This is a genomic window from Pseudomonas sp. GWSMS-1 (assembly GCF_049847425.1).
Taxonomy (GTDB): Bacteria; Pseudomonadota; Gammaproteobacteria; order Pseudomonadales; family Pseudomonadaceae; genus Aquipseudomonas.
Window position 1 is genome coordinate 3,372,196 of sequence record NZ_JBMHHV010000005.1, and the last position, 24,879, is coordinate 3,397,074.

The 24,879-nt window shown below is 58.0% G+C and carries 17 protein-coding genes; 4 read left to right on the plus strand and 13 right to left on the minus strand.

Going from position 1 to position 24,879, the window contains the following annotated elements:
* Positions 1 to 31 precede the first annotated feature (31 nt).
* From gltB to ACEPAJ_RS19485, 9 genes are all read right to left on the minus strand, one after another.
* Positions 32 to 4,480 carry a glutamate synthase large subunit gene (gene gltB / locus ACEPAJ_RS19445; protein ID WP_425917139.1) on the minus strand — a complete coding sequence of 1,483 codons (4,449 nt, stop codon included), beginning with the start codon at positions 4,478 to 4,480 and terminating at the stop codon, positions 32 to 34.
* Between the two features lie 225 nt (positions 4,481 to 4,705).
* Positions 4,706 to 6,250: an SPOR domain-containing protein gene (locus ACEPAJ_RS19450; RefSeq protein WP_425917141.1), complete on the minus strand. Its 1,545-nt coding sequence runs from the start codon at positions 6,248 to 6,250 to the stop codon at positions 4,706 to 4,708.
* A 10-nt stretch (positions 6,251 to 6,260) separates the two neighbouring features.
* Positions 6,261 to 7,364 carry a 3-dehydroquinate synthase gene (gene aroB / locus ACEPAJ_RS19455; RefSeq protein ID WP_425917143.1) on the minus strand — a complete coding sequence of 368 codons (1,104 nt, stop codon included), beginning with the start codon at positions 7,362 to 7,364 and terminating at the stop codon, positions 6,261 to 6,263.
* A 51-nt stretch (positions 7,365 to 7,415) separates the two neighbouring features.
* Positions 7,416 to 7,934 (minus strand): shikimate kinase AroK, encoded by a 519-nt coding sequence (aroK, locus tag ACEPAJ_RS19460; protein ID WP_425917145.1) that lies wholly within the window; start codon positions 7,932 to 7,934, stop codon positions 7,416 to 7,418.
* A gap of 4 nt (positions 7,935 to 7,938) precedes the next feature.
* Positions 7,939 to 10,053 (minus strand): type IV pilus secretin PilQ, encoded by a 2,115-nt coding sequence (gene pilQ / locus ACEPAJ_RS19465; RefSeq protein WP_425918121.1) that lies wholly within the window; start codon positions 10,051 to 10,053, stop codon positions 7,939 to 7,941.
* Positions 10,054 to 10,107: 54 nt separating this feature from the next.
* Complete coding sequence (gene pilP, locus ACEPAJ_RS19470) at positions 10,108 to 10,632, minus strand: type 4a pilus biogenesis lipoprotein PilP (protein ID WP_425917147.1); 525 nt, start codon at positions 10,630 to 10,632, stop codon at positions 10,108 to 10,110.
* Positions 10,629 to 11,252, minus strand: a complete 624-nt coding sequence (gene pilO / locus ACEPAJ_RS19475; protein WP_425917149.1) for a type 4a pilus biogenesis protein PilO — start codon at positions 11,250 to 11,252, stop codon at positions 10,629 to 10,631. Before pilO ends, pilP begins: the two co-directional genes overlap by 4 nt.
* Positions 11,249 to 11,821, minus strand: coding sequence for a PilN domain-containing protein (locus ACEPAJ_RS19480; protein WP_425917151.1), 573 nt, complete (start codon positions 11,819 to 11,821; stop codon positions 11,249 to 11,251). Before ACEPAJ_RS19480 ends, pilO begins: the two co-directional genes overlap by 4 nt.
* Complete coding sequence (locus ACEPAJ_RS19485) at positions 11,821 to 12,885, minus strand: pilus assembly protein PilM (protein WP_425917153.1); 1,065 nt, start codon at positions 12,883 to 12,885, stop codon at positions 11,821 to 11,823. Before ACEPAJ_RS19485 ends, ACEPAJ_RS19480 begins: the two co-directional genes overlap by 1 nt.
* Positions 12,886 to 13,069: 184 nt before the next feature.
* On the opposite strand from ACEPAJ_RS19485, the gene ACEPAJ_RS19490 reads away from it, so the two are divergent.
* The gene (locus ACEPAJ_RS19490; protein WP_425917155.1) at positions 13,070 to 15,484 is read left to right on the plus strand and encodes a penicillin-binding protein 1A; all 2,415 of its coding nucleotides are present in this window, start codon (positions 13,070 to 13,072) and stop codon (positions 15,482 to 15,484) included.
* A 96-nt stretch (positions 15,485 to 15,580) separates the two neighbouring features.
* Here ACEPAJ_RS19490 and ACEPAJ_RS19495 read toward each other — a convergent pair whose 3' ends face one another.
* The 4 genes from ACEPAJ_RS19495 to rpmE all read right to left on the minus strand — a co-directional run bounded on the left by ACEPAJ_RS19495 (position 15,581) and on the right by rpmE (position 19,424).
* Positions 15,581 to 16,849 carry a malic enzyme-like NAD(P)-binding protein gene (locus ACEPAJ_RS19495; RefSeq protein WP_425917157.1) on the minus strand — a complete coding sequence of 423 codons (1,269 nt, stop codon included), beginning with the start codon at positions 16,847 to 16,849 and terminating at the stop codon, positions 15,581 to 15,583.
* A gap of 102 nt (positions 16,850 to 16,951) precedes the next feature.
* A complete protein-coding gene (locus ACEPAJ_RS19500) occupies positions 16,952 to 18,388 on the minus strand; it encodes a M48 family metalloprotease (RefSeq protein WP_425917159.1) in 1,437 nt (478 codons plus the stop codon).
* Positions 18,385 to 19,185, minus strand: coding sequence for a thermonuclease family protein (locus ACEPAJ_RS19505; RefSeq protein WP_425917161.1), 801 nt, complete (start codon positions 19,183 to 19,185; stop codon positions 18,385 to 18,387). The genes ACEPAJ_RS19500 and ACEPAJ_RS19505 overlap by 4 nt, the downstream gene beginning before the upstream one ends.
* A 17-nt stretch (positions 19,186 to 19,202) precedes the next feature.
* Positions 19,203 to 19,424, minus strand: a complete 222-nt coding sequence (gene rpmE / locus ACEPAJ_RS19510) for a 50S ribosomal protein L31 (RefSeq protein ID WP_090240350.1) — start codon at positions 19,422 to 19,424, stop codon at positions 19,203 to 19,205.
* Positions 19,425 to 19,592: 168 nt separating this feature from the next.
* Between rpmE and ACEPAJ_RS19515 the strand changes: the two genes are divergently transcribed.
* The 3 genes from ACEPAJ_RS19515 to ACEPAJ_RS19525 all read left to right on the plus strand — a co-directional run bounded on the left by ACEPAJ_RS19515 (position 19,593) and on the right by ACEPAJ_RS19525 (position 24,847).
* Entirely contained in the window at positions 19,593 to 21,812 is a 2,220-nt protein-coding gene (locus tag ACEPAJ_RS19515) for a primosomal protein N' (RefSeq protein ID WP_425917163.1), read from the plus strand.
* A 229-nt stretch (positions 21,813 to 22,041) separates the two neighbouring features.
* Positions 22,042 to 23,421: an ATP-dependent RNA helicase DbpA gene (gene dbpA, locus ACEPAJ_RS19520; RefSeq protein ID WP_425917165.1), complete on the plus strand. Its 1,380-nt coding sequence runs from the start codon at positions 22,042 to 22,044 to the stop codon at positions 23,419 to 23,421.
* A 241-nt stretch (positions 23,422 to 23,662) separates the two neighbouring features.
* Entirely contained in the window at positions 23,663 to 24,847 is a 1,185-nt protein-coding gene (locus ACEPAJ_RS19525) for an NAD(P)/FAD-dependent oxidoreductase (protein WP_425917167.1), read from the plus strand.
* Positions 24,848 to 24,879 lie beyond the last annotated feature (32 nt).

The window sequence follows — 24,879 nt, forward strand, 5'->3', positions numbered from 1 at the left end:
AATACCTCATCAAACCACTTCAGGCGCATTCTTATTGCGGGTTGGCACGGGTGCTGGAGAGCAACGACTTCAGGCTTGCCGCCTTCGGCTTGACCAGCCAGAACTTGCGCAGGTAGTCGTCCAGGTTTTCCAGCAGGTTTTGGCCCCACTCGCTCGATGTTTCTTGCACATACTCGGTCAGCACCTGCTGCAGGTGAGTGCGGTAGGCTTCCATCGCCTCGTTACTGATCCGCTGAATCTCCACCAGCTCGTGGTTCACCCGGTCGTAGAAGCTGTTGTCTTGGTCAAGCACATAGGCGAAACCACCGGTCATACCCGAGCCGAAGTTGTAGCCGGTCTTGCCCAGCACGCAGACAAAGCCGCCAGTCATGTATTCACAGCAGTGGTCACCGGTGCCTTCAACGACGGTGTGAGCACCGGAGTTACGCACGGCGAAGCGCTCGCCCGCCGTACCCGCTGCGAACAGCTTGCCGCCGGTGGCGCCGTACAGGCAGGTGTTGCCGATAATGGCGCTGTCCTGGGTCTTGAACGGGCTGCCTTGCGGCGGGGTGATCACCAGCTTGCCGCCGGTCATACCCTTGCCGACGTAGTCGTTGGCGTCGCCTTGCAGGTAGAGGTTCAGACCACCGGCGTTCCACACACCGAAGCTCTGACCCGCAGTGCCCTTGAAGCGGAAGGTGATCGGCGCTTTAGCCATGCCCTGGTTGCCGTGTACGCGGGCGATTTCCCCGGAGACACGGGCACCAATGGAACGGTCACAGTTACAGATGTCCAGGTCGAACTCAGCACCGCTCGCCGCATCAATCGCGGGCTTAGCCATCTCGACCATCTTCTCGGCCAGCAGGCCTTGGTCGAAGGGCGGATTGCGGTCAACCAGACAGAACTGCGGCTTGTCGGCCGGGATGTGGTCGCTGCCCAGCAGCGGCGTCAGGTCCAGGTGCTGCTGTTTGTCAGTCTCACCCGGCAGCATGTCGAGCAGATCGGTACGCCCGATCAGCTCTTCCAGGCTGCGCACACCGAGCTTGGCCAGCCACTCGCGGGTTTCTTCGGCGACGTAGGTGAAGAAGTTCATCACCATTTCGACGGTGCCGATGAAGTGATCCTTACGCAGCTTATCGTTCTGCGTCGCCACGCCGGTGGCGCAGTTGTTCAGGTGACAGATACGCAGGTACTTACAACCCAGAGCAATCATTGGTGCAGTGCCGAAGCCGAAGCTCTCGGCGCCAAGGATTGCGGCTTTGATCACGTCCAGGCCGGTTTTCAGGCCGCCGTCGGTCTGTACCCGCACCTTGCCGCGCAGATCGTTGCCACGCAGGGTCTGGTGGGTCTCGGCCAGGCCGAGTTCCCACGGCGCGCCGGCGTACTTGATCGAGGTCAGCGGCGAAGCGCCGGTACCACCGTCATACCCAGAGATGGTGATCAGGTCGGCATAAGCCTTGGCCACACCGGCGGCGATGGTGCCGACACCGGCCTCCGCTACCAGCTTGACCGACACCAGCGCCTGCGGATTGACCTGTTTGAGGTCATAGATCAGCTGCGCCAGGTCTTCAATGGAATAGATATCGTGGTGCGGCGGCGGCGAAATCAGGGTCACACCCGGCACCGCATAACGCAGCTTGGCGATCAGGCCGTTGACCTTGCCACCCGGCAGCTGACCGCCCTCACCGGGCTTGGCGCCCTGGGCCACTTTGATCTGCAGCACTTCAGCGTTTACCAGGTATTCCGGCGTGACACCGAAACGACCAGTGGCCACCTGCTTGATTTTCGAGCTGCGCACGGTGCCGTAACGGGCCGGGTCTTCACCGCCCTCACCGGAGTTGGAGCGCGCGCCTAGGCGGTTCATGGCCTCAGCAATGGCTTCGTGGGCTTCCGGCGACAGCGCACCCAGGGAAATACCGGCGGAGTCGAAGCGCTTGAGAATCTCACCCAGCGGCTCAACCTGCTCCAGCGGCAACGGCTGGTCGGCCAGTTTCAACTGCAGCAAGTCACGCAGCATCGACACCGGACGGGTATCAACCAGCGTCGTGTATTCCTTGAACTTCTCGTAGCTGCCCTGCTGCACAGCAGCTTGCAGCGTGTTCACCACATCCGGGTTATAGGCGTGGTATTCACCGCCGTAGACGAACTTGAGCAAACCACCCTGCTGGATCGACTTACGCGCATTCCACGCTTCAACCGCCAGCAACTTCTGCTCGGCTTCGATATCGACGAAGCGCGCACCCTTGATGCGGCTGGCGACACCACGGAAGCACAGTTCAGTGACGTCATCGGCCAGGCCGACTGCCTCAAACAGCTGCGCGCCGCGGTACGACGCGACCGTGGAGATACCCATCTTCGAGAGGATCTTCAGCAGGCCTTTGGAGATGCCTTTGCGGTAGTACTTAAACACTTCATACAGATCGCCCAGCACTTCGCCGGTGCGAATCAGATCACCCAGCACTTCGTACGCGAGGAACGGGTAGATCGCTGACGCGCCGAAACCGAGCAGCACCGCATAGTGGTGCGGGTCGCGGGCGGTGGCGGTCTCGACCAGAATGTTGCAGTCGCAACGCAGGCCTTTCTCGGTCAGACGGTGGTGAATCGCACCGGTAACCAGGGAGGCGTGAGCCGGCAACTTGCCAGGCGCGATATGGCGATCAGACAGGACCAGCAGCACCTTGCCGGCGCGCACCGCTTCCTCAGCCTGATCGGCCATGTTGCGCACGGCGGCTTCCAGGCCCATCGACTCGTCGTAGTTCATGTCGATCAAATGACGCTCAAAACCCGGGCGATCCAGGCTCATCAATGCGCGCCACTTGGCCGGCGAGATCACCGGGCTGCTGAGAATCACCCGCGCAGCGTGCTCGGGTGACTCTTCGAAGATATTGCGCTCGGCACCGAGGCAGATCTCCAGCGACATGACGATGGCTTCACGCAGCGGGTCGATCGGCGGATTGGTGACTTGCGCGAACTGCTGGCGGAAGTAGTCGTACGGCGAACGCACGCGCTGGCTGAGCACAGCCATCGGCGTATCGTCACCCATCGAACCGACTGCTTCCTGGCCTTGTTCACCCAGCGGGCGCAGGACCTGGTCACGCTCCTCAAAGGTGACCTGGTACATCTTCATGTACTGCTTGAGCTGGTTCTGGTCGTAGAACGCCGAACCGTGGTCGCGGTCTTCCAGGGTCGCGCGAATGCGCTGGGCACTCTTGCGCATCCACTGCTTGTAGGGATGACACGACTTCAGGCGGTTGTCGATGTCGTCACTGCCGAGGATTTGCCCGGTCTCGGTGTCCACCGCCAAGATCTGCCCCGGGCCAACACGGCCCTTGGCAAGCACATCTTCAGGCTGGTAGTTCCACACGCCAATTTCAGAGGCCAGGGTGATGTAGCCATTCTTGGTGGTGACCCAGCGCGCCGGGCGCAGGCCATTACGGTCAAGCAGGCAGACCGCATGACGACCGTCGGTGAGTACTACACCGGCCGGACCATCCCAAGGCTCCATGTGCATGGAGTTGTATTCGTAGAACGCACGCAGGTCGGCGTCCATGGTCTCGACGTTCTGCCAGGCTGGCGGAATAAGCATGCGCACGCCACGGAACAGGTCGATACCACCGGTGACCATCAGCTCGAGCATGTTGTCCATGCTCGAGGAGTCGGAACCGACGCGGTTAACCAATGGGCCGAGGTCGTCCAGATCAAAGATCTGATCGTTGGCGAACTTCAGGCGGCGTGCCTGCGCCCAGTTGCGGTTACCGGTGATGGTGTTGATTTCGCCGTTGTGCGCGAGAAAGCGGAACGGCTGAGCCAGCGGCCACTTCGGCAAGGTGTTGGTCGAGAAGCGCTGGTGGAATACGCAAATGGCGGTCTGCAGGCGCTCATCACCCAGGTCCGGGTAGAACTGCTGCAGGTCGGCCGGCATCATCAGGCCTTTGTAGATGATGGTCTTGTGCGAAAAGCTGCAGATGTAGTGATCGCTATCCGCGGCGTTGGCCACCGACGAACGACGACGGGCACTGAACAGCTTGATCGCGAACTGCTGATCGGACAGGCCTTCGCCGCCGATAAACACCTGTTCGATCTGCGGCAGGCGCTCAAGGGCAAGACGCCCGAGCACGCTGGTATCGATCGGCACTTTGCGCCAGCCAACCAGACTCAGCCCGGCAGCGAGAATCTCGCGATTCATGTTCTGGCGGGCAGCCTCTGCTTTCACCGGGTCTTGGTTAAGGAACACCATGCCCACGGCGTACTGCTTGGGCAGCTCGGCGGCAAAGTGCTGCTGGGCCATGGCCCGCAGGAAAGTATCAGGCTTCTGAATCAGCAGACCGCAACCGTCACCGGTTTTACCGTCGGCGTTGATGCCGCCACGGTGGGTCATGCATGTCAGGGCTTCAATCGCGGTCTGCAGCAGGTGATGGCTAGCCTCACCCTGCATATGGGCGATTAGGCCGAAGCCGCAGTTATCCTTGAACTCATCAGGACGGTACAAACCTGCTTTCATAGGGACTCTCACCAGACGGCCTTTTGCAAGGCAATTACTTTCTAATTCAATAACTTACCGTGCGCGCAGGACAAAGCACCAGCTTTGCGCAGGCGAAAGGGCAGCCATTGTACATATCCACTCAGGCCGCCACAAACCCAGCTGGCGAAAATATGAAAGCTTATGTCGCTAAAGCGAAGGATAAGACCGCAAGGTCGTGCTATCGACTAGCGAGTCAGCTCTAGATTAACGCGCCTGAGCAATCTCCTGCTGGATGCCGGCGAAGTTACGCGGCCACGGCTTACCCGCCTGAATTTTGGCCGGCAAAGCTCGCAAGGCCGCTTGCGCCGCGTCTCGGGTGCTGAAGCTGCCATAGGTAACCACATAAAGCGGCTTACCCTGATGCTGCTTCTTGAAATAGTGATAATCCGCACCATTGGCTTTTACAAACGCTTGCGCAGCGCTTTCCGAACGAGCACCGAGTATCTGCAAGGTAAAGCGCGTGCCCGCCTGGCTGGCATACCAACCACCGGCGACAACAGGCTTAACAGGAGCAGGCACCACAGCCGCTTTAGGCGCAACAGGCTTGATTGCGGGGGCGGCAGGCGGCGCAACTGGCGGCGCAACCTTCGCCACTTCAGCAACCACAGGTGCAACCGGAACGCTCGCCACCCCCACAGATGCTGGCTCCATTGCGACGTTCGCAGCATCCGAAGCGCCCTCAGCCTCTTCCGCACTACTCAAGCCTGCCGCTTGCGCCAAAGGCTCACGAATAACAGGCTGCGCCTCGCCCACCAGAGGCAGCGGCAATGGCTGGCTTGCACCCTCGAACTGGATTGCAGGTGCAACCGCTTCAGTCGCAGCCGGCGCAACCACCGCAGGAGGTGCAGCACCACCAAGGGGCAACTGAGCAATGGTTGGCGCATCAACATCCTTATCGACCCGACCCTGCATAAGCCAAGCAGCCAGGACCCCGATAGCGACCACAAACAGGGCAAGCAGATGCTTACGCGGCAAGCTGAAAGAAAAACCACCGCGGCTTGCCGCACTGCGCTGCGCCAGCATCGCCTCAACCAACGACTCCCGCGCCACTTGATTGATTAACCCCGGCCAACCCTCAGACTGCGCGTAAATCTCAGCGACCTGATCGTCACTAAGCACCTCAAGACCCTGCGCCGCACCCTCAAGGCGCTGAGCCAAGTACTCGCGCGTTTCGTCCTCGCTGTAGGGCTGCAACTCGATGACATGAAAACATTCCTCGCCTGCCGCCAACTGCTCAAGACGCGACAGCAGCTGCGTCTCGGCAAACAGAAACACATGCGGACGCCCCTCGGCACTCCCCGCAGCGAGGCTTAGCAGAGCGCTCAGCGCAGCATCACTAAGCTCCTCAGCATCATCAACCAGTACGTAAACCTCCTGCCCAGTTAGCGCCAACTGCCCAACCTGAGCAAGAATGGCCGACAACTCCGGACGCTGCACCTGAATGCCCTGAGCGACCTGGCGCAAAATGCTTGAGGGGTCAGACGCGCCTTTAGCGGACACCACCACACTCTGCACCGCCTGTTTGTTGGTGCTCGCCACCAGCGCCTGGCGCAGCAGCGTTTTACCACTGCCCTCCGGACCGCTCACCACCAACAACAACTGGCTGTAGCGTGCTAGATGGTGCAGCTGACCCAGCACAGGCTTACGCTGCGCCGGAAAGAACTTGAACCCCGGAACCCGCGAAGCAAAGGGATCGTGAGTGAACTGGTAATGGTCGAGAAACGCCTGGTCAGCATGCAAACTTGTCATGGGGTACTCGTTAATTTTTAAGCTGAGCCAGCTGCGCCGCATAGTCTGCACTCAGCGTGGCATTCAAAATTTCGCGGGGGAAATCACCGGTTACAGTCGCCTGCCCCAAGCCGCGCAATAAGACCAGGCGCAACTTGCCATCCAGCACCTTCTTGTCGACCGCCATATGCTCCATAAAGTGCTCCGGAGTCATATCCTCAGGCGGGACCACCGGCAAGCCCGCAGCTATAAACAACCGCACTGCACGCTCACGCTCAGCCCGTGTAATCCAGCCCAGACGCTCCGACATATCCAACGCCATGACCGTACCCGCAGCAACCGCTTCCCCATGCAGCCAGACACCATACCCCTGATGCGTCTCAATGGCATGACCAAAGGTGTGCCCCAGATTCAAAGTCGCACGCACCCCCGACTCACGCTCATCAGCTGCCACAACGCGGGCTTTAGCAGCGCACGAATGCGCAATCGCAGCAGTCAGCGCCTCCTGATCAAGGGCACGCAGGGCAGGCATATGCACCTCGAGCCAGGACAAGAATGATTCATCGCAGATCAAGCCGTACTTGATCACCTCGGCCAATCCAGCAGAAAGCTCGCGAGCGGGCAAAGTGGCCAAGGTATTGGTGTCGATCAACACCGCTTGCGGCTGATAAAAGGCCCCGACCATATTTTTGCCCAGCGGATGATTAATGCCGGTTTTACCACCGACGGATGAGTCGACCTGCGACAACAGCGTGGTCGGCACTTGGATAAAATTCACGCCGCGCTGGTAGCAAGCCGCCGCAAATCCCGCCATATCGCCAATTACACCGCCACCCAAGGCGATTACCGTGGTGCGCCGATCATGCCGCGCACCCAGCAGCCCATCAAAAATCAGCTGCAGGGTTTCCCACGTTTTATAGCTTTCGCCATCGGGCAAAACCACCGTGGCAATCACACGATCTGCAAGTGAACGCTCAAGTGCCGCCAGATACAAAGGCGCCACTGTCTCATTCGTCACTATCGCAACTTGCCGACCAATGATGTGCGTTGCCAGCAAATCACCACGAGCCAACATCTCAGCCCCGATATAGATCGGGTAGCTGCGTTCACCAAGATCGACATGAAGAGTCTGCATAAAGCCCCCAAGCTACAAAGGGACCTAGAATAGCGCAGTTCAGCCTGCGCTTTAACGGGGAGAAAGCGCCTCGAGACGCTCAAGGATCTCTTGCACCACCAGCCGCGGCGGACGCTCGTCAGTTTCGACCACCACGTCGGCAATTTCGCGGTAAAGCGGATCACGCAGCGCGAACAGTTCAGCCAATATTTTGCCGGGATCTGCTGAGCGTAGTAGAGGGCGATTACGGTCACGTGAGGTACGATCTATCTGCTGCTCAACAGAAGCATGCAGATAAACCACATGACCACCCCGCCTCAAAGCAACACGATTTTCGGCGCGCATTACCGCCCCACCACCCGTTGCCAAGACCATACCCTCTACATCACAAAGCGCTTCGATTACCGCCTGCTCACGCTCACGGAAACCCTGCTCACCTTCCACGTCAAAAATCCAGGGAATATCCGCACCTGTACGCTGCTCAATCTCTTTATCAGAGTCCTTGAACGGCAAGCGCAGCTCTTTGGCAAGCAAGCGCCCGATGGTGCTTTTACCAGCACCCATAGGGCCAACGAGGATCAAATTACGCACTAGATCAACGGCTCACCGCAACAGCTTGGCTATTTATGATGCGCGGAGTGAGAAACACCAAGAGTTCAGATTTATTATCCTGAACAATATCGCGACGGAACAAACGCCCTAAATACGGCAGATCTCCCAGAAAAGGAACCTTCTCAACGCCTTTAGTTTGGGTATTTGAGAACACGCCACCGAGGACAATTGTCTCACCATCGCTCACGAGAACCTTAGCGTTAACTTCGTTCTTGTTAATCGGCGGCACACCATTCAACGCTCGGGCAAAGTCCGGCGCATCTTTGGTGACCTTTACCTCCATGATAATTCGATTATCAGGAGTGATCTGTGGCGTGACCTCAAGAGATAAAGCCGCCTCTTTAAAAGACGTTGTGGTTGCACCGCTAGAACTTGCCTGTTGGTAAGGAATTTCTGCCCCTTTGAGGATCTTCGCTGTTTCCTTATCAGAGGTCACAACCTTGGGCTGAGAAATAATTTCACCATTACCGGTTTTTTCCATGGCGGAGAGTTGCAGATCAAGCACAACATTACTACCGAGATAACCTATCCCTATACCTGAAGTACTGCTCGCAACGCCCATATCAACAAAAGGCAAGCGCGCTAAACCATCTTCCAAGGTGGTGCTACCCACTGTATCGGTCCCAATGAAGGGGGCTCGCAGACCAGTTTCGTCATCAAATCCCTGAACACCATCTTTACCGCTAACATCCCAGCGCCCGTTTCTTGCGCTTCCACCCCAGCGAACACCGAGCGCTTTGTCATAGTCAACATTGGCCTCGACAATACGAGCCTCAATCATGACCTGTCGCACAGCCACATCAAGCTGCGCAATAATACGTCGCAACTCATCAAGTCGCTCTTGGGTTTGGTAGGCGATAATACTGTTGGTCCGATCATCAACAGTCACCGAACCACGATCAGCCACAGCACCGTCTGCACTGGTCACGGACTGGAAAAGTTGGGCCATATCAGAGGCCTTGGCGTAGTTGACTTGAATCAGCTCACGGCGCAAAGGCGCAAGGTCTGCAACCTGCTTCTTTGATTCAAGCTCTTGACGCTCACGCGCAGCTATTTCATCAGCCGGCGCAACCAGCAACACATTACCAATTTTCCGCTTATCCAGACCCTTAGTCTTGAGCACAAGATCAAGGGCCTGATCCCACGGCACGTTTTGCAGGCGCAACGTAATATTCCCAGCAACCGTATCACTAGCAACCAAATTCAGATCAGTAAAGTCTGCAATTAACTGCAAAACAGAACGGACATCGATATCTTGGAAGTTAAGCGAAAGCTTTTCACCCGTGTAAGAGAAGCTATCAGCTTTACGCTGCTCAGCTTGATCTTGGGTCAACGGCTTCACACTGATAGTGAGTTTATTATCGGCCTGGTAAGCCAGGTAGTCATAAACGCCCGACGGCTCAATAAGAATACTTGCCTTATTGGCGGTGCCTGTCGCACTGACAAACTGAACGGGTGTCGCAAAATCCTTCACATCAAGTTTGACCCTGAGCGACTCAGGTAACTGCGTGCCGGCAAAATCTAAGCGGATTTTTCCGCCTTGGTCTTGTATATCAGGACTGACAGAAGCGTCGGACAGCGTAATAACAACATTACCCTCACCTAATTCTCCGCGCTGAAAGTCAATATTGCTAATCGCGTTTGACTGAGGCACATATTTTTTAGCCGTCGCAACTGGCGCAGAAGGCGCGGACTGAACGTTAGCTGCAGTATTAGCGCCCCCTTCTCCAACCACCACAAAAATGCTGCTCCCCTCTGAACGGGTGCTATATGGAGACAGGTTGGTCAGGTTTATGATCAGGCGCGTGCGGTCTTTCGCCTCAACAACGGTGACACTGCGCGCATTACCTACGCCGAGCTCTCTGGTCTTTGCACCGAGCTTGTTAGAAACCCCCGGCAAATCAAGCGCAATACGCGCGGGCTGCTCAATGGTATAGCCGCGTGGAGCGAGGACAGGCTCGTCAAATGTTAATTTTAATTCGACACGATCTCCGGGCAACGCAGACACATCAAGCGTTTGCAGGTCAGCAGCCATTAAAGATGGCGAAAAAAGCGCCGCCAAAAGTGAAAGCCCTAAAAAAGAGGGGGATATGTTCATGATCATATTCCACTGAGCAGATCGGTTATATTTTTTCATAGTCACTCCGCTCTTTTAAGAGCGCTCCTTAAGGGACAAGCTGCGCGGCCGCTCCAACCAACCACCCTCGCCATCCGGAACGATTTCAATTACATCAACTCTTGATTCGTCTATGGCAATTATCCGGCCATGGTTACGACCCAGATAATCACCGACTCGAACCCGATGAACGCCACCTGCACCACTCACCAAAGCAAAAGCACCGGAATCATTCGCCAAGGTACCGACCATGATAAAAGTTTCTATATTAAAACCTTCAAGAAACTGCTTTGTGCGCGCCTCATCTGGCTTCACATCCTTAGAACCCTTTTGCCTCTCAGCCATCTCTAGCTTAACTGGGGGTTGAAATGGACTTCTCAGTGCAGCAGCGCTATAGGTAAAGCTCTCATAGGGCTGAAACGTTGGCAGCGGCTCAATCTCACCCTTAGGGCGAGCGCGCACTTCGTCCATATAAGCTTGAAGATCAGAAAAATTACCATGGCCATCACAGCCAGAGACGAGCAAAAACGATAAGACCAATACAAGCTTAAGAAATCTCACTGCACTCCCCCCTTATCGTTATAACGATAAGTCTTGGCCAATATGCTCATGCGCAACTTAGATGAGCCACTGTCGTTGGCCGGGACAAGATCAAAGTCATGCAGCGTAACAATCCGCGGAAGACTCGCAACACCACTGACGAAGGTAGCCAGATCGTGATAGGCACCCACAACAGTGATCTGTATAGGAAGCTCTATATAAAACTGCTGAGCCGCCTCGGGCAAAAGTTTAATCTCCTCAAACTCCAGACCGCTTCCCAACCCTGTGCGGGTTATGTCTTCAAGCAAGCCTGGAACCTCCGTATCACTTGGTAGCTGCTTCAAAAGCGCACCAAATGAAACTTCCATCTCTTTCATTTGCTCTTTATAGGCGTCTAGGTTTGCAGCTTGGAAAGCTTTACTTGAGAACTGCTCTTTGAGAACAAGCTCTTCAGCCTGTTTACCCTCAAGGCTGGCTTGCAAGTCTTTGAGATGAAAGTTGTAGCCCAACGCTACGACGACCACCAATAACAAAGCACCTGCAATAAATTTTACTGCAGCAGGCCATGAGCCAACGTTATTGAAGTCAAGATCATTTAAATCAATCTGGCGCAGACTTTCTAAGGAATCATTAAGACTCATTGCTTAGCCTCCTCTGCTGCGAGCGCAGGCTGGGTCTGCTGAACACTCAATTGAAAGACATTCGCCTGATCAATCGCCCCTGCCGTGACAGATTTAACCTCGGTGAGGTTTGGCGCAGTCAACCACTCCGACGAATCCAAATTACGCATGAGGTTCGATACACGATTGTTTGATTCTGCGGCACCCACAATAGCGATATTTTTCGCTGTCATCTTCACGCCAGTAAAATGCACACCATCGGGCAACGTTCGAACCAATTGATCGAACACACGGCCGATAATCGGCCGATTACCCTGCAGATCTTGAATAATCTTCATTCGCTCAAGAAGCTGCTGCCGACGGGTTTTAAGCTCACTGATTTCTTTGATCCGAGCATCGAGAACCGCGATTTCTTTGCGTACGAATTCATTTCGAGCCGTTTGTTGCTCGATAGCGCTGTTGAGGTACTGGTCACCCAGAAACACAGCACCGGCCGCAACAATGAATACGCCAGCGAGTGTCACTAAAAAGCGCTGTTTACGCTCTTCACGTAATTGTTCACGCCACGGGAGTAAGTTAATCCGCGCCATTAGTCGAAACTCCTCATCGCCAGACCACAGGCAATCATCAAGGCCGGCGCATCACTGGCGAGTGCACCCGCATTAACCTTGCCACTCAAGGCCATCTCAGCGAATGGATTGGCAACCAATGTCTGGGTGCCTATTTTCTGCTGGATCAAGCGATCAAGATCTTGAATTGACGCAGTGCCGCCGGCTAACAGGATGTAATCGACATCGTTGAACTGGCCTGCAGCGAAGAAGAACTGCAGGGATCGAGCCACCTGCTGAACCACCGCTTCTTTGAAGGGCTGCAGCACTTCGCTGTCATAGTCGTCTGGCAATCCGCCTTGCTTCTTGGCGAGACCGGCCTCTTCAACAGATAGACCATAGCGACGCTGAATTTCCTCCGTGAGCTGCTTGCCGCCGAACAACTGCTCACGCGTATAAATAGTGCGACCGTTGTGCAAAACGCTGAGCGTGGTCATCGTTGCGCCGATATCGACAACCGCGACGGTCAGCTCATCACGACCTCCACCAAGCTGATCAATCAGCAAGCTGTAGGCTCGCTCAAGCGCATAAGCCTCGACATCAACCACTTTGGCGGTAAGACCGGCAAGCGCCAAAGCGGCCTCGCGGACTTCAACATTTTCTTTGCGACACGCGGCCAACAGCACCTCGACACGATCTGCATTGCGCGCAGACGCGCCCTGCACTTCGAAGTCAATTGCTACTTCTTCCAACGGGTAAGGAATGTACTGGTCGGCTTCGATCTTCAGCTGATTTTCCAACTCATCATCAGAAAGCCCAGCTTCCATTTCGATGGTCTTGGTAATCACTGCAGATCCCGCCACTGCCACAGCGACGGTTTTCACACCGCTCTTGGCTTTAACAAGCACGCGTGAAAGGGCCTGCCCCACACCCTCCAGATCGGCGATGTTCTTTTCGACCACCGCGTTTGGCGGGAGTGGCTCGACTGCGTAAGCCTCTACCTTATAGCGGCTTCCGGAGCGGCTCAATTCGAGGAGCTTGACGGAGGTCGAACTGATATCGATCCCGAGTAGCGTATTCGCTTTCTTATTGAAGAGCCCTAGCACGACCGATTTCCTATTGGCATCCGCGACTTACGGACTATTTATGTTTTTTCACATTAAATAACAGTCTTGACAGAAGCGCAAATGGCTACCCGGCAAAAAAACCGCTTATAATGTGATCAGTTTTTCTCTTTTAACCTCGTGTTTCGCTTAACTCGTTCTTTTATCTGGAAATCCAAAAATCTTGATGCGTCTTTTGCGTTTTTTTTGCTGGTCTTGCCTCGCTGTTTTTTGTGGGGTGGTACTCAGTTTCAGCGGGGCCTTTCTCTATCTTAGCCCCAGCCTCCCGTCCGTCGAATCGTTGCGCAGCATTCAGCTGCAGATTCCCCTGCGTATTTACAGCAGCGACGCCAAACTGATTGCCGAATTCGGTGAAATGCGTCGCTCGCCTATAGCGTTCGCTGATATCCCACCGGACTTCATAGGCGCATTGCTATCCGCCGAAGACGACAATTTTGCCAACCATTATGGCGTCGACCTTAGCAGCCTGATGCGCGCTGCAACGCAAATCTTGAAAAGCGGGCAGATTCAATCGGGCGGCAGCACCATTACCATGCAAGTGGCGAAGAACTTTTTCCTCACGAGTGAGAAAAGTTTTTCGCGCAAGATCAACGAGATACTTCTTGCGCTACAAATTGAACGGGAGCTCAGTAAAAACGAAATCCTTGAACTTTATGTGAACAAGATTTATCTGGGCAACCGAGCCTACGGTATCGAAGCCGCAGCACAGGTTTATTATGGAAAATCCATTCGCGAGACCAGCCTTGCGCAAATGGCAATGATTGCCGGCCTGCCTAAAGCCCCTTCACGCTTCAACCCACTGGTCAATCCGACCCGTTCGATGGAGCGCCGCGACTGGATTCTCGGGCGCATGTACAGCCTGGGACGCATCGACAAGCAGCGCTATGAAGAAGCGCTGGCCGAACCGATCAATGTCAGCTATCACGTATCAACCCCCGAACTGGCCGCCCCTTACATTGCTGAAATGGCGCGCGCTGAAATGGTCGGCCGCTATGGTGGCGAGGCATACACCGAGGGATTTAACGTCACCACAACGGTGCCCAGCGACCTGCAACAGGCGGCCAATAGCGCAGTCCGTGAAGGACTGATTAGTTACGATCAACGCCACGGTTATCGCGGCCCAGAAAGCCGCCTTCCGGGCATGACCAAAGAACATTGGCTGAGCGAACTAAACAAGCAGTCATCGCTCGGCGGCCTAGACCCAGCCATTGTCACAAGCGTTGAGAAGAGCGGCATCATGGTCCTGCTGCGTAACGGCGAAGAGCACGTCGTGACCTGGGACAGCATGAAATGGGCACGCCCCTTCCTTAATACCAACAGCCTCGGGCCTCGCCCACAGCAACCTGCGGATGTTAGCCAGATCGGCGACCTGGTCCGCGTGCAGCGCCAAGCAGACGACACTTTGCGCTTCGTTCAACTCCCTGCGGCGCAGAGCGCTCTGGTCTCGCTAGACCCTAACAGCGGTGCAATTCGTGCGCTGGTCGGCGGCTTCTCTTTCGAGCAGAGCAACTACAACCGTGCCGCACAGGCCAAGCGCCAACCAGGCTCAAGCTTTAAGCCATTTGTTTACAGCGCCGCGTTAGATAACGGCTACACCGCAGCCTCCCTGATCAATGATGCGCCGATCGTGCTTGCCGAAGACCCTCGCTCGCAAACCTGGCGACCAAAGAACGATAACAACACCTTCCTCGGCCCGATCCGCCTGCGTGAAGCCTTGTACCGCTCGCGCAACCTGGTCTCTATTCGCCTACTGCAAGACCTCGGCATCGACAGCACCCTGAACTACATCGAGCGCTTCGGTTTTGAGAAAAAGGACCTACCGCCCAATCTTTCTCTGGCCCTGGGTACCGCAAGCCTCACGCCCATGGAAATCGCCGAGGGTTGGAGTGTTTTCGCCAGTGGCGGCTATAAGACCGAGCCGTATTTGATTGAGCGGATCGAAGACCGTGATGGCAAACAACTGTTCAACGCTAACCCAGCTCAATCGCCAGCAGGCATTGCCCTGCGCGCCGAGTTGAGTAACGCGGTACAACTCAGCGCAGGCGACTCGCCGCTACCGGCTGAGCCGGTGCTTGCTGAGCAAGTCATCGATGAACGCACGGCCTACATCATGACCAGCCTGCTCCAGGATGTGATCAAGCGCGGCACCGGCCGCCGCGCCCTGGCACTGGGTCGTGATGACCTCGCGGGCAAAACCGGCACCACCAACGAGTCGAAAGACAGCTGGTTTTCCGGCTATAACGCAGACTACATCACCACTGTCTGGGCCGGTTTCGACCAACCGGAAAGCCTGGGCCGCAATGAATATGGCGGCACCGTGGCCCTGCCGATCTGGATGAGCTACATGGCCGCTGCACTGAAAGACAAACCCAGCCACGTACTGCCCGAACCTAAAGGCATACTGACCCTGCGCATCGATCCACACAGCGGTCGCGCGGCCTCCCCGGACACTCCGAACGCGTACTTCGAACTCTTCAAGAGTGAAGACTCCCCGCCACCAATAGGCGAGTTCGAGCCGGGCACCTACATCCCAGGCAGCCCGCTGCCCGCCGATGAAATTGCGCCGATAGACCTGTTCTAAAGCCCATAACGGCAAGCACGTACGCTTTATCGAGCCGAACTAGCGACCATAAAAAACCCGCCGAAGCGGGTTTTTTATTGCGTTTTAGCTAAGCGCTTAGCCGTTGAACACGTCGTTTACCGACTGCAACGGATAATGCTTCGGATAGGGCAACGTCGCCACACCGCTTTCAATCGCAGCCTTGGCCACAGCGTCGCAGACCAACGTGATCAGACGTGGATCCATTGGCTTCGGAATGATGTACTCGCGACCAAACGACAGGGCAATGCCGCCGTAAGCATCACAGACTTCCTGCGGCACCGGCAACTTGGCCAGGTCACGCAGCGCCAGAGCAGCCGCGATTTTCATCTCTTCGTTGATGCGGGTCGCACGAACGTCCAGAGCACCACGGAAAATGAACGGGAAGCCCAGTACGTTGTTGACCTGATTCGGGTAGTCGGAACGACCGGTGGCCATGATCACGTCATCACGCACTTGATGGGCCAGCTCTGGCTGAATTTCCGGATCCGGGTTGGAGCAGGCGAACACGATCGGGCTTGCCGCCATGCGCTTGAGGTCTTCAGGGGCCAGCAGGTTAGCACCAGACAAACCAACAAATACGTCAGCACCATCCAGCGCGTCCGACAGGGTGCGCTTGTCCGTTTCGCTGGCGAAGACCGCCTTGTACTGGTTCAGGTCATCGCGGCCAGCGTGGATCACGCCTTTGCGGTCGACCATAAAGATATTCTCAACCTTGGCACCCATGCTCACCAGCAAGCGCATGCAGGAGATCGCGGCTGCACCAGCGCCCAGGCACACAATCTTGGCGTCTGGCAGGGTTTTACCGGCGATTTCCAAGGCATTCAGCATGCCCGCAGCCGTCACGATCGCGGTGCCGTGCTGGTCATCGTGGAATACCGGGATATCGCACTGTTCGATCAACGTGCGTTCGATTTCAAAGCACTCAGGTGCCTTGATGTCTTCCAGGTTGATGCCGCCGAAGGTAATGGAGATACGGCGTACAGTGTCGATAAAGGCCTGCGGGCTCTCGGACTCGACTTCAATGTCGAATACGTCGATACCGGCAAAGCGCTTGAACAGTACGCCCTTACCTTCCATAACGGGCTTGGAAGCCAACGGACCGAGATCGCCAAGACCGAGAATAGCGGTACCGTCAGAGATCACTGCCACCAGGTTGCCTTTACCGGTGTAGCGATACGCCAACTCCGGATCACGCGCGATTTCGCGCACAGGCTCAGCGACACCCGGGCTATAAGCCAGGGCTAGATCGCGGGCGGTTGCGGTTGGCTTGGTGAGCTCGACACTCAGCTTACCCGGACGGGGATTGGCGTGATAATCGAGAGCGGCTGTTTTCAAATCAGACATATGGGCATTTCCGCTTTGGGCTGTTGAACAGGCAGGCGGCCGAGGATACGCAAGTTGTATACAACTGCACAAGACTGACGAGTCGGTATGCGCACGCAGGCCCTAGCGCACGACCTTCAGCCAATCACCAGCTCGCGGCTGCCCTGCGGGGTAGAGGTTATTCAGCAAGCGCAACGCCTTCAGCGCATCACCGGGCAACTTGCTGTGCTTGGCTAGCGCCTCCAAGGTTTGCCCCGGCTTGACCTTGACCATGTGCAACCGCAAGGGCTGCGCCTCTTTGCGCTCGGCGCGGGTCATCGGCCGAAAGCTTTTGATCACGCTCAAAAACTGCTCGTCCTGACTTTCCAGCGAGGCCCGACCACGCACCGCCGCCACAAACAAATAAACCTGCGGACCATGCTGAATCACCGCCACGCGCTTGGCGGCATTGCCGGGGATGACCGCGCTATAGCCCTTGAGGCCAGCCTGCTGCAACTCGACGCCAGCCACCAGCCGCTGGCCGCCAACGCGCTGGCGCAGCAGTTCAGCTGGCGACAATTGTTGCGGATTGTCCTCCAGCGTCATCGCAATAAACGCTTGCTGATCCTCGGTGTGGCCAATAAGCGCATCCGCACGATTGATCAGGCTCCAGCCCTTGGGAAACATCAGGGTGAAATTCAAATCCGCATGGTAAAAGCGCTGACCACGGCGCACCCCAGTTTCGGCAGAGTCTCCGAAGGGTAGCCCCTCCAAGCGCTTAAGAAAGACTTCGCGATTAACCTCCTGCCGGCCTGTGGCCAAGGCCCGCGCGGGACCCAGTACCTGCTGCAAACGTCGGTCGTTATCCGGATGGGTATCAAACAACCCATGGTAGCCGCCAGCCGGCTGCGCTTCTCCGCGCGCAGCCGCTTGGTCGCGGGCGAAGTCTTCCTGATTCTTCAGCACCTTGACCACTTCGATCATCGCCTGCGGGTCATAACCGCTGCGCGCCAGGTATTGAGCGCCCAGGCCATCAGCCTCAAGCTCCATGTCGCGGCCATAACCACGGACAAAAGCGTTACCCACTACACCGGTGACATCGGCGGCCGCACCAACACCCGTACCAATCGCCACCGCCTGGCCCAGCAAGCCCCAAGCAGTTGACTGACTTTGTTGCTGCACACTGTGGCGCGCCGTCACGTGCCCCACTTCATGGCCCAGTACGGCAGCCAGCTCGGCTTCAGAGCTGAGGTACGCCAACAGCCCGCGATGGATGTAGATATAGCCACCCGGCAAGGCAAAGGCATTGATATCGGGGCTGTCGACCACCGTGAACTGATAGGCCAGCTGGGCGCGGTGACTGCTCTTGGCCACGCGCTCACCGACCTGCTGCACATAAGCCTGCAGTTTCTCATCGGCGTAGCGCGGGTTTTCCTTGAGGATTTGCTGGTTGTAGCGACGGCCGAGGTCAAGCTCTTGCTGCTCGCTCATCATCACGAAGTTGCTGCGCCCGGTGGCCGGGTTGACCGCGCAACCCGCCAGTTGCAGCAGCACCAGCAATAGCAGCACACGCACAATCATGGCAGCACCTCCAACATGGCCTTATCGGTCAACGGCAGCATCCAGCGCGCCTGCCCCTTACGCAAGCCGCCACGCTTGGCGCGATCAATCACCCAACCCCGCGCCTCGACCTTACGCCCCTCAAGCCGTTGGACAGCGCGCAAGTCGAAATTAGCCAGCGCGCGCGGTGCGATATGCAGTACCAGGCCATCAGCCATTTCCAGCCATACCCCGCCCGCATTACGCTCGACATGCTCGACGCGCCCCCGTAGCAGAGCAAACCCGCCCTGCGTCAGCTGCGCGGGGGACTTCACCGGCGAGCGCTGCCACAGCCCAACACGGGCCTGCCGCGCACTGCGCTCGGCCGCTTGCTGGCAGTGCACAAGAGCCAGATTAGGCGCAACGGCCACCTGATAGCCCAGGCCTTCGCCGAGTAACTGCGCCTCCAAATTGCGCCCACGGTTGTCATAGGCATGCGCCAGGGTGCGCCCGTAGTGATCCTTGGTTTGCTGACCGTAGCGCAACGAAACCTGACCATCGCTGGCGGCTACCAGAGCCTGCAAACGCTTGCGGGCGGCGTCGGCAAAGGGTTCGTTGGCACGCCCTTGGCGGCCGATCTCCGGCGTATTCAGGCCAATCAAGCGCACGTTACGCCCATCCACCAGGCGCAGGGTGTCGCCGTCGACAACACGCTGCACCTTAACGCTGGGCAGCTTGCCCGGGGCCGGGCAGAACGCCAGTGCGGCGCCTACGTAAAAGCCGAAAACGAAAAAGGCGCCCACAAGGGACGCCTTTTTCAATAATGCATGACCAGCCATTAGGCTTGGCGCTGCACTTATGCTTCTTGCTTAGCGCCGAACATGCCGAAACGCTGCTTGAAGCGATCAACACGGCCGCCGGTATCCAGCATTTTCTGCTTACCGGTGTAGAACGGGTGGCACTCGTTGCACACGTCCAGAGGCAGCGCTTTGCCCAGGGTGGAGCGAGTTTCGATCACGTTGCCACAGCTGCAAGTGGCGGTGATGGCTACATAGTTCGGGTGGATATCGGCTTTCATGGTGATTCCTCAGGGCTGTCGCGCCGCCACCAGACACTATTGTCAGGTACCGCACGGAATTAGGCCGGCGATAATACCAGAGCACCACCGCGACGCAAGGCCGGCCGTCGACTGGCTGCATGCTAAGATCGCGCCTCGCCGACCGCGGCTGATCACGGGAGCCATTGTTTGTCCGACGTCATTTTGCGCCTCGCCCTGCCCTCGCCGCTGCGCCGCCTGTTCGACTACCGCGCCCCCGCCGGTGTGCCGCGCAGCGCGTTGCAGCCGGGCGCGCGGCTGCGCGTGCCGTTTGGGCGACGGGAAATGATCGGCATCTTGATTGAGGTGACGGATCACAGCGAGGTGCCCGCAGACAAACTCAAGCCGGCTCTGCAACTGCTTGACGCGCAATCACCACTGCCGCCGGCGTTTTTTAAGCTGTGCCTATGGACCGCCCAGTACTACCAGCACAGCCTTGGCGACACCCTAAGCTGGGCGCTGCCTGTGCTGCTGCGCCAGGGCGAGCCGGCAGAAGCGCGTCAGGAGCGCTTCTGGTCGATCACTGAAGGGGCGCAGCTCGATGATCCGCGCCTGAGCCGCGCGCCGCGCCAACGTGATGCCCTGAAGACCCTCGCCCAGCATCCGCATGGCGTTGCTCATCAATTGCTGAGCAAGCTGCAACTGAACAAAGACAGCCTCGACCTGTTACTGGAAAAAGGCTTGGTCCAGGTGGAGGTGCGTCGGCACGCCCCGAGCAAGCGCCACGCTAACTGGCTCGCGCAACCAGAGTTGCCGCTGAATGCCGAACAACGCGCGGCCTCCGAAGCCATCCGTTCAGGCTTCGACAGCTTTAACGCCTTTCTCCTGGCAGGCGTTACCGGCAGCGGCAAAACCGAGGTTTACCTGCAGCTGATCCGCGAAACCCTGGAAGCCGGCAAGCAGGCGCTGGTGCTGATCCCAGAGATCAACCTCGGCCCGCAGACCCTGGCGCGCTTCGAGCAGCGCTTCAACGCCCGTATCGCCCTGCTGCACTCGGCGGTAAATGACCGCGAACGCCTGGACGCCTGGCTGGCTGCCCGTGATGGCGAGGCCGACATCATCATCGGCACCCGCTCAGCATTGTTTACGCCGATGCAGCGTCCAGGGTTGATCATCATCGATGAAGAGCACGACGCCTCCTATAAACAGCAGGAAGGTTTGCGCTATCACGCGCGTGATTTGGCCGTGGTGCGTGCGCATCAGGAAAACATCCCGATAGTCCTCGGCTCGGCTACCCCCTCCCTGGAAAGCCTGCACAACGCCCACAGCGGCCGCTACGCCATGCTGCACCTGCATGAGCGCGCCGGCGGCGCCAAGCAGCCGCGTTTTCTGCGCCTGGATGTTAAAAGCCGGCCGCTGGATTCCGGCATCTCCGGCCCAATGCAACAAGCCATCGCCCAGACCTTAAAAGCCGGCCAGCAGGTGCTGGTCTTCCTTAACCGTCGCGGGTTCGCCCCGACGCTGCTGTGCCATGACTGCGGCTGGTTGTCGGAATGCCCGCGCTGTGACGCACGCATGACCGTGCACCAGCGCTCGCGCGAGTTGCGCTGCCACCACTGCGGCCACGCCGAGCATCAGCCGAGCAACTGCCCGAAATGCAACAACGTCGACCTGCGCCCAGTGGGTGCTGGCACCGAGCGCGCCGAAGAGCGCCTGGAGATTCTCTTCCCCGATGTACCGGTACTACGCGTGGACCGCGACAGCACCTCGCGCAAAGAGGCCATGACCACCCTGTTCAACACCGTGCAACGCGGCGAGCCGTGCATTCTGGTCGGCACCCAAATGCTCGCCAAGGGCCATCACTTCCCGCGCGTGACCCTGGTGGCGATTCTCGATGCCGACGGCGGGCTGTTTTCGGCAGATTTTCGCGCCAGCGAACGCATGGCTCAGTTGATCGTGCAGGTGGCTGGGCGGGCCGGGCGGGCCGAAGAGCCTGGCAAAGTGATTATCCAAAGCCATCTGGCTGACCACCCGCTCTTGGTGCAGTTGACTGAGCAAGGCTACTTCGCCTTCGCCGAGCAGGCCCTGAGCGAGCGCCGCAGCGCGGGCCTGCCGCCGTTCTGCCACCTTGCCCTGCTGCGCGCCGAGGCACACAAACCAGGTCAAGCAGAAGGCTTTCTCGACGATGCCTGCACGGAAGCCGAGCTGCTCTTGGATGAGCTGAAACTCAGCGGCATCGAACTGCTCGGCCCGATCCCCGCGCCGATGGAGCGCCGCGCCGGGCGTTATCGCGCACAACTGCTGGTACAAGCCAACGCCCGCGCGCCGCTGCACCGTTTGCTCAATACATGGATGCACGCGTTGGAGCAGATGCCCAGCGGCCGCGCGGTGCGTTGGTCGCTAGACGTCGACCCCATCGACCTGTTCTAGAACCTATATACGATCTGCTACGCGTCGGCCCTGCTGCGTTAAAAACCGACTCGGAATGCTCATTTACACAAGTAAACTCCGCTTCCTCGCCTGTTTTTGCCTTGCAGTGCTCTAGCTCGCGAGATCGTAAATAGGTTATGACCACTGTAAAGACCGGCTGACCGTTAGAGCTAAGCCGCCGCATCTAGCCTGTTACACTGCACGCCATTTCGTTTAGCAGGCCTGTACCGTGACCAACACCGCTTTCTCTTCTCTGCCGCTTTCCGCCGCCATGCTGGCGAACCTCGAGTCCCTCGGTTACAGCGAGATGACCCCGATTCAGGCGCAGAGCCTGCCGGTAATGCTCAAGGGCATGGACCTGATTGCCCAAGCCAAAACCGGCAGCGGCAAGACCGCCGCCTTCGGCATTGGCCTGCTCAACCCGCTTAACCCGCGCTACTTTGGCTGCCAGGCACTGGTAATCTGCCCGACGCGTGAGCTGGCTGACCAAGTGGCCAAAGAACTGCGCCGCCTGGCGCGTTCTGCCGACAACATCAAAATTCTTACCCTGTGCGGCGGCGTGCCGTTCGGCCCGCAGATTGCCTCGCTGGAGCATGGTGCACAGATCATCGTCGGCACCCCGGGGCGCATCCAACAGCACCTGCGCAAAGAGACGCTGAAACTCGACGGCCTCAATACGCTGGTCCTAGATGAAGCCGACCGCATGCTCGACATGGGCTTCTACGACAGCATCGCCGAGATCATCGAGCAGACGCCAAGCCGCCGGCAAACCCTGCTGTTCTCCGCCACCTACCCGAGCAGCATCAAGCAGCTGTCCGCGAAGTTCATGCGTGATCCGCAACAGGTCAAAGCCGACGCCTTTCACGATGACACGCAAATCGAACAGCGTTTCTACGAGATAGCCCCGGAAGAGCGCATGGACGCCGTGGTCAAGCTGCTCAACTGCTACCGCCCGCAATCCTGCGTAGCCTTCTGCTTTACCAAGCAGCAGTGCCAGGAAGTGGTCGACCACCTCACCGCCAAAGGCATCTCGGCCGCCGCGCTGAACGGTGACCTGGAACAACGCGACCGCGATCAAGTGCTGGCGATGTTCGCCAACCGCAGTCTGTCGGTACTGGTGGCCACCGATGTCGCTGCCCGCGGCCTGGATATCGACGCGCTAGACATGGTGATCAACGTCGAACTGGCGCGCGACTCGGAAATTCACATTCACCGCGTCGGCCGTACCGGGCGTGCCGGTGAAAAGGGTCTGGCCATGAGCCTGGTGGCACCGGCCGAAGGCCATCGCGCCCAGGCCATCGAAACCCTGCAAAAGGCGCCGCTCAACTGGCACCCACTGAGCAGCTTGAAAAATCAGGGTGGCGCGCCGCTGCAGCCGCCGATGATCACCCTGTGCATTGGCGCGGGGCGCAAAGACAAACTGCGCCCCGGCGATATTCTCGGCGCGCTGACGGGCGAAACTGGCATCCCCGGCGCACAGGTCGGCAAGATCGCCATCTTCGACTTCCAAGCCTATGTCGCGGTTGAGCGCAGCTTGGCACTGAAGGCGCTCAACTGCCTCAGCGAAGGCAAAATCAAAGGTCGCTCGCTGCGCGTACGCTCGCTCTAGTCACCCCTGCCTAGGGCTGCAGTGTGGCGGTGATGCCGCACTGTTTGCCTGGCGCTGACGGTCCTGATGCGCCCGCCGAATCACCAGTCCGGCCTGTTTTTTATAGGGCTAAGCATCACTCCCGTGGCGCAATAGCCCGCAGTAACCCCACCCTGAAACGCTACCGGCGGCAGAGCCATCAGTTAAGATGCGCGCTGTTTTGCGCCAGCCTTGGCGCGCGCCGCATGTCGAGGAAATAGTTGTGCTTACACCCCAGGTCGTGATTATCGGAGCCGGCGCCGCCGGGCTTATGTGTGCGCTGACAGCGGCAGCGCGCGGACGCCAGGTACTGTTGATTGACCACGCCAACAAGCCAGGTAAAAAGATCCTGATGTCCGGCGGTGGGCGCTGCAATTTCACCAATATGTACTGCGAACCCGGCAACTTTCTCTCGCAGAACCCGCACTTCTGCAAATCCGCCCTGGCGCGCTACACCCAGTGGGACTTTATCGGCCTGGTGGCCAAGCATGGCGTGCCGTACCACGAGAAGAAGCTCGGCCAGCTGTTTTGCGACAACAAGGCCAGCGACATTCTTGGCCTGCTACTCAGCGAGTGCGACGACGCCGGCGTCGAGCTGCGCCTGGACACCTCGGTGAGCGAGATCAGCAAACTGGACAGCGGCTATCAGCTGCAGACCAGCGCCGGCACAGTGCGCTGCGAGTCGCTGGTGATCGCCACTGGCGGCCTGTCGATTCCAACTCTGGGCGCCACCGGCTTTGGCTATCAGGTGGCCAAGCAATTCGGCCACGAGCTGCTGCCGACCCGCGCCGGCCTGGTGCCCTTCACCCTCACGGACCCGCAGCTCAAAGCGCTGTGCACTGAGCTGTCCGGCACCTCGGTGGAAGACTGCCTGGTGAGCTGCAACGGCCAGAGCTTCAAGGAAAACATCCTGTTTACCCACCGCGGCCTTAGCGGCCCGGCAATTTTGCAGATTTCCTCGTTCTGGCAACCTGGTGACGCTATCAGCATCAACCTGCTGCCGCATATCGACCTGCCCGAGTGGCTGGAGCAGCAGCAACGCGAGCGGCCGAACAGCGAGCTGAAAACCCTGCTGGCCGAACTGTTTACCAAGAAAATGGCCGGGCTGCTGGCCGACAACTGGTTCGCCTCCAAGCCGATGAAGCAGTACACCCACGCCGAACTCAAGGCGCTTGCCGAGCAGTTGAGTGACTGGCAGCTGGTGCCCGCCGGCACCGAAGGCTACCGCACCGCCGAAGTTACCCTGGGCGGGGTCGATACCCGCGAAGTGTCGTCGAAAACCATGGAGTCGTTGAAATCACCGGGGCTGTATTTTGTCGGTGAAGTACTCGATGTCAGCGGCCACCTGGGCGGCTTTAACTTTCAATGGGCCTGGGCGTCGGGCTACGCGGCGGCGCACTATGTATAAGCGGCTATCCGCATGTGCGGCGCCTAGCATGA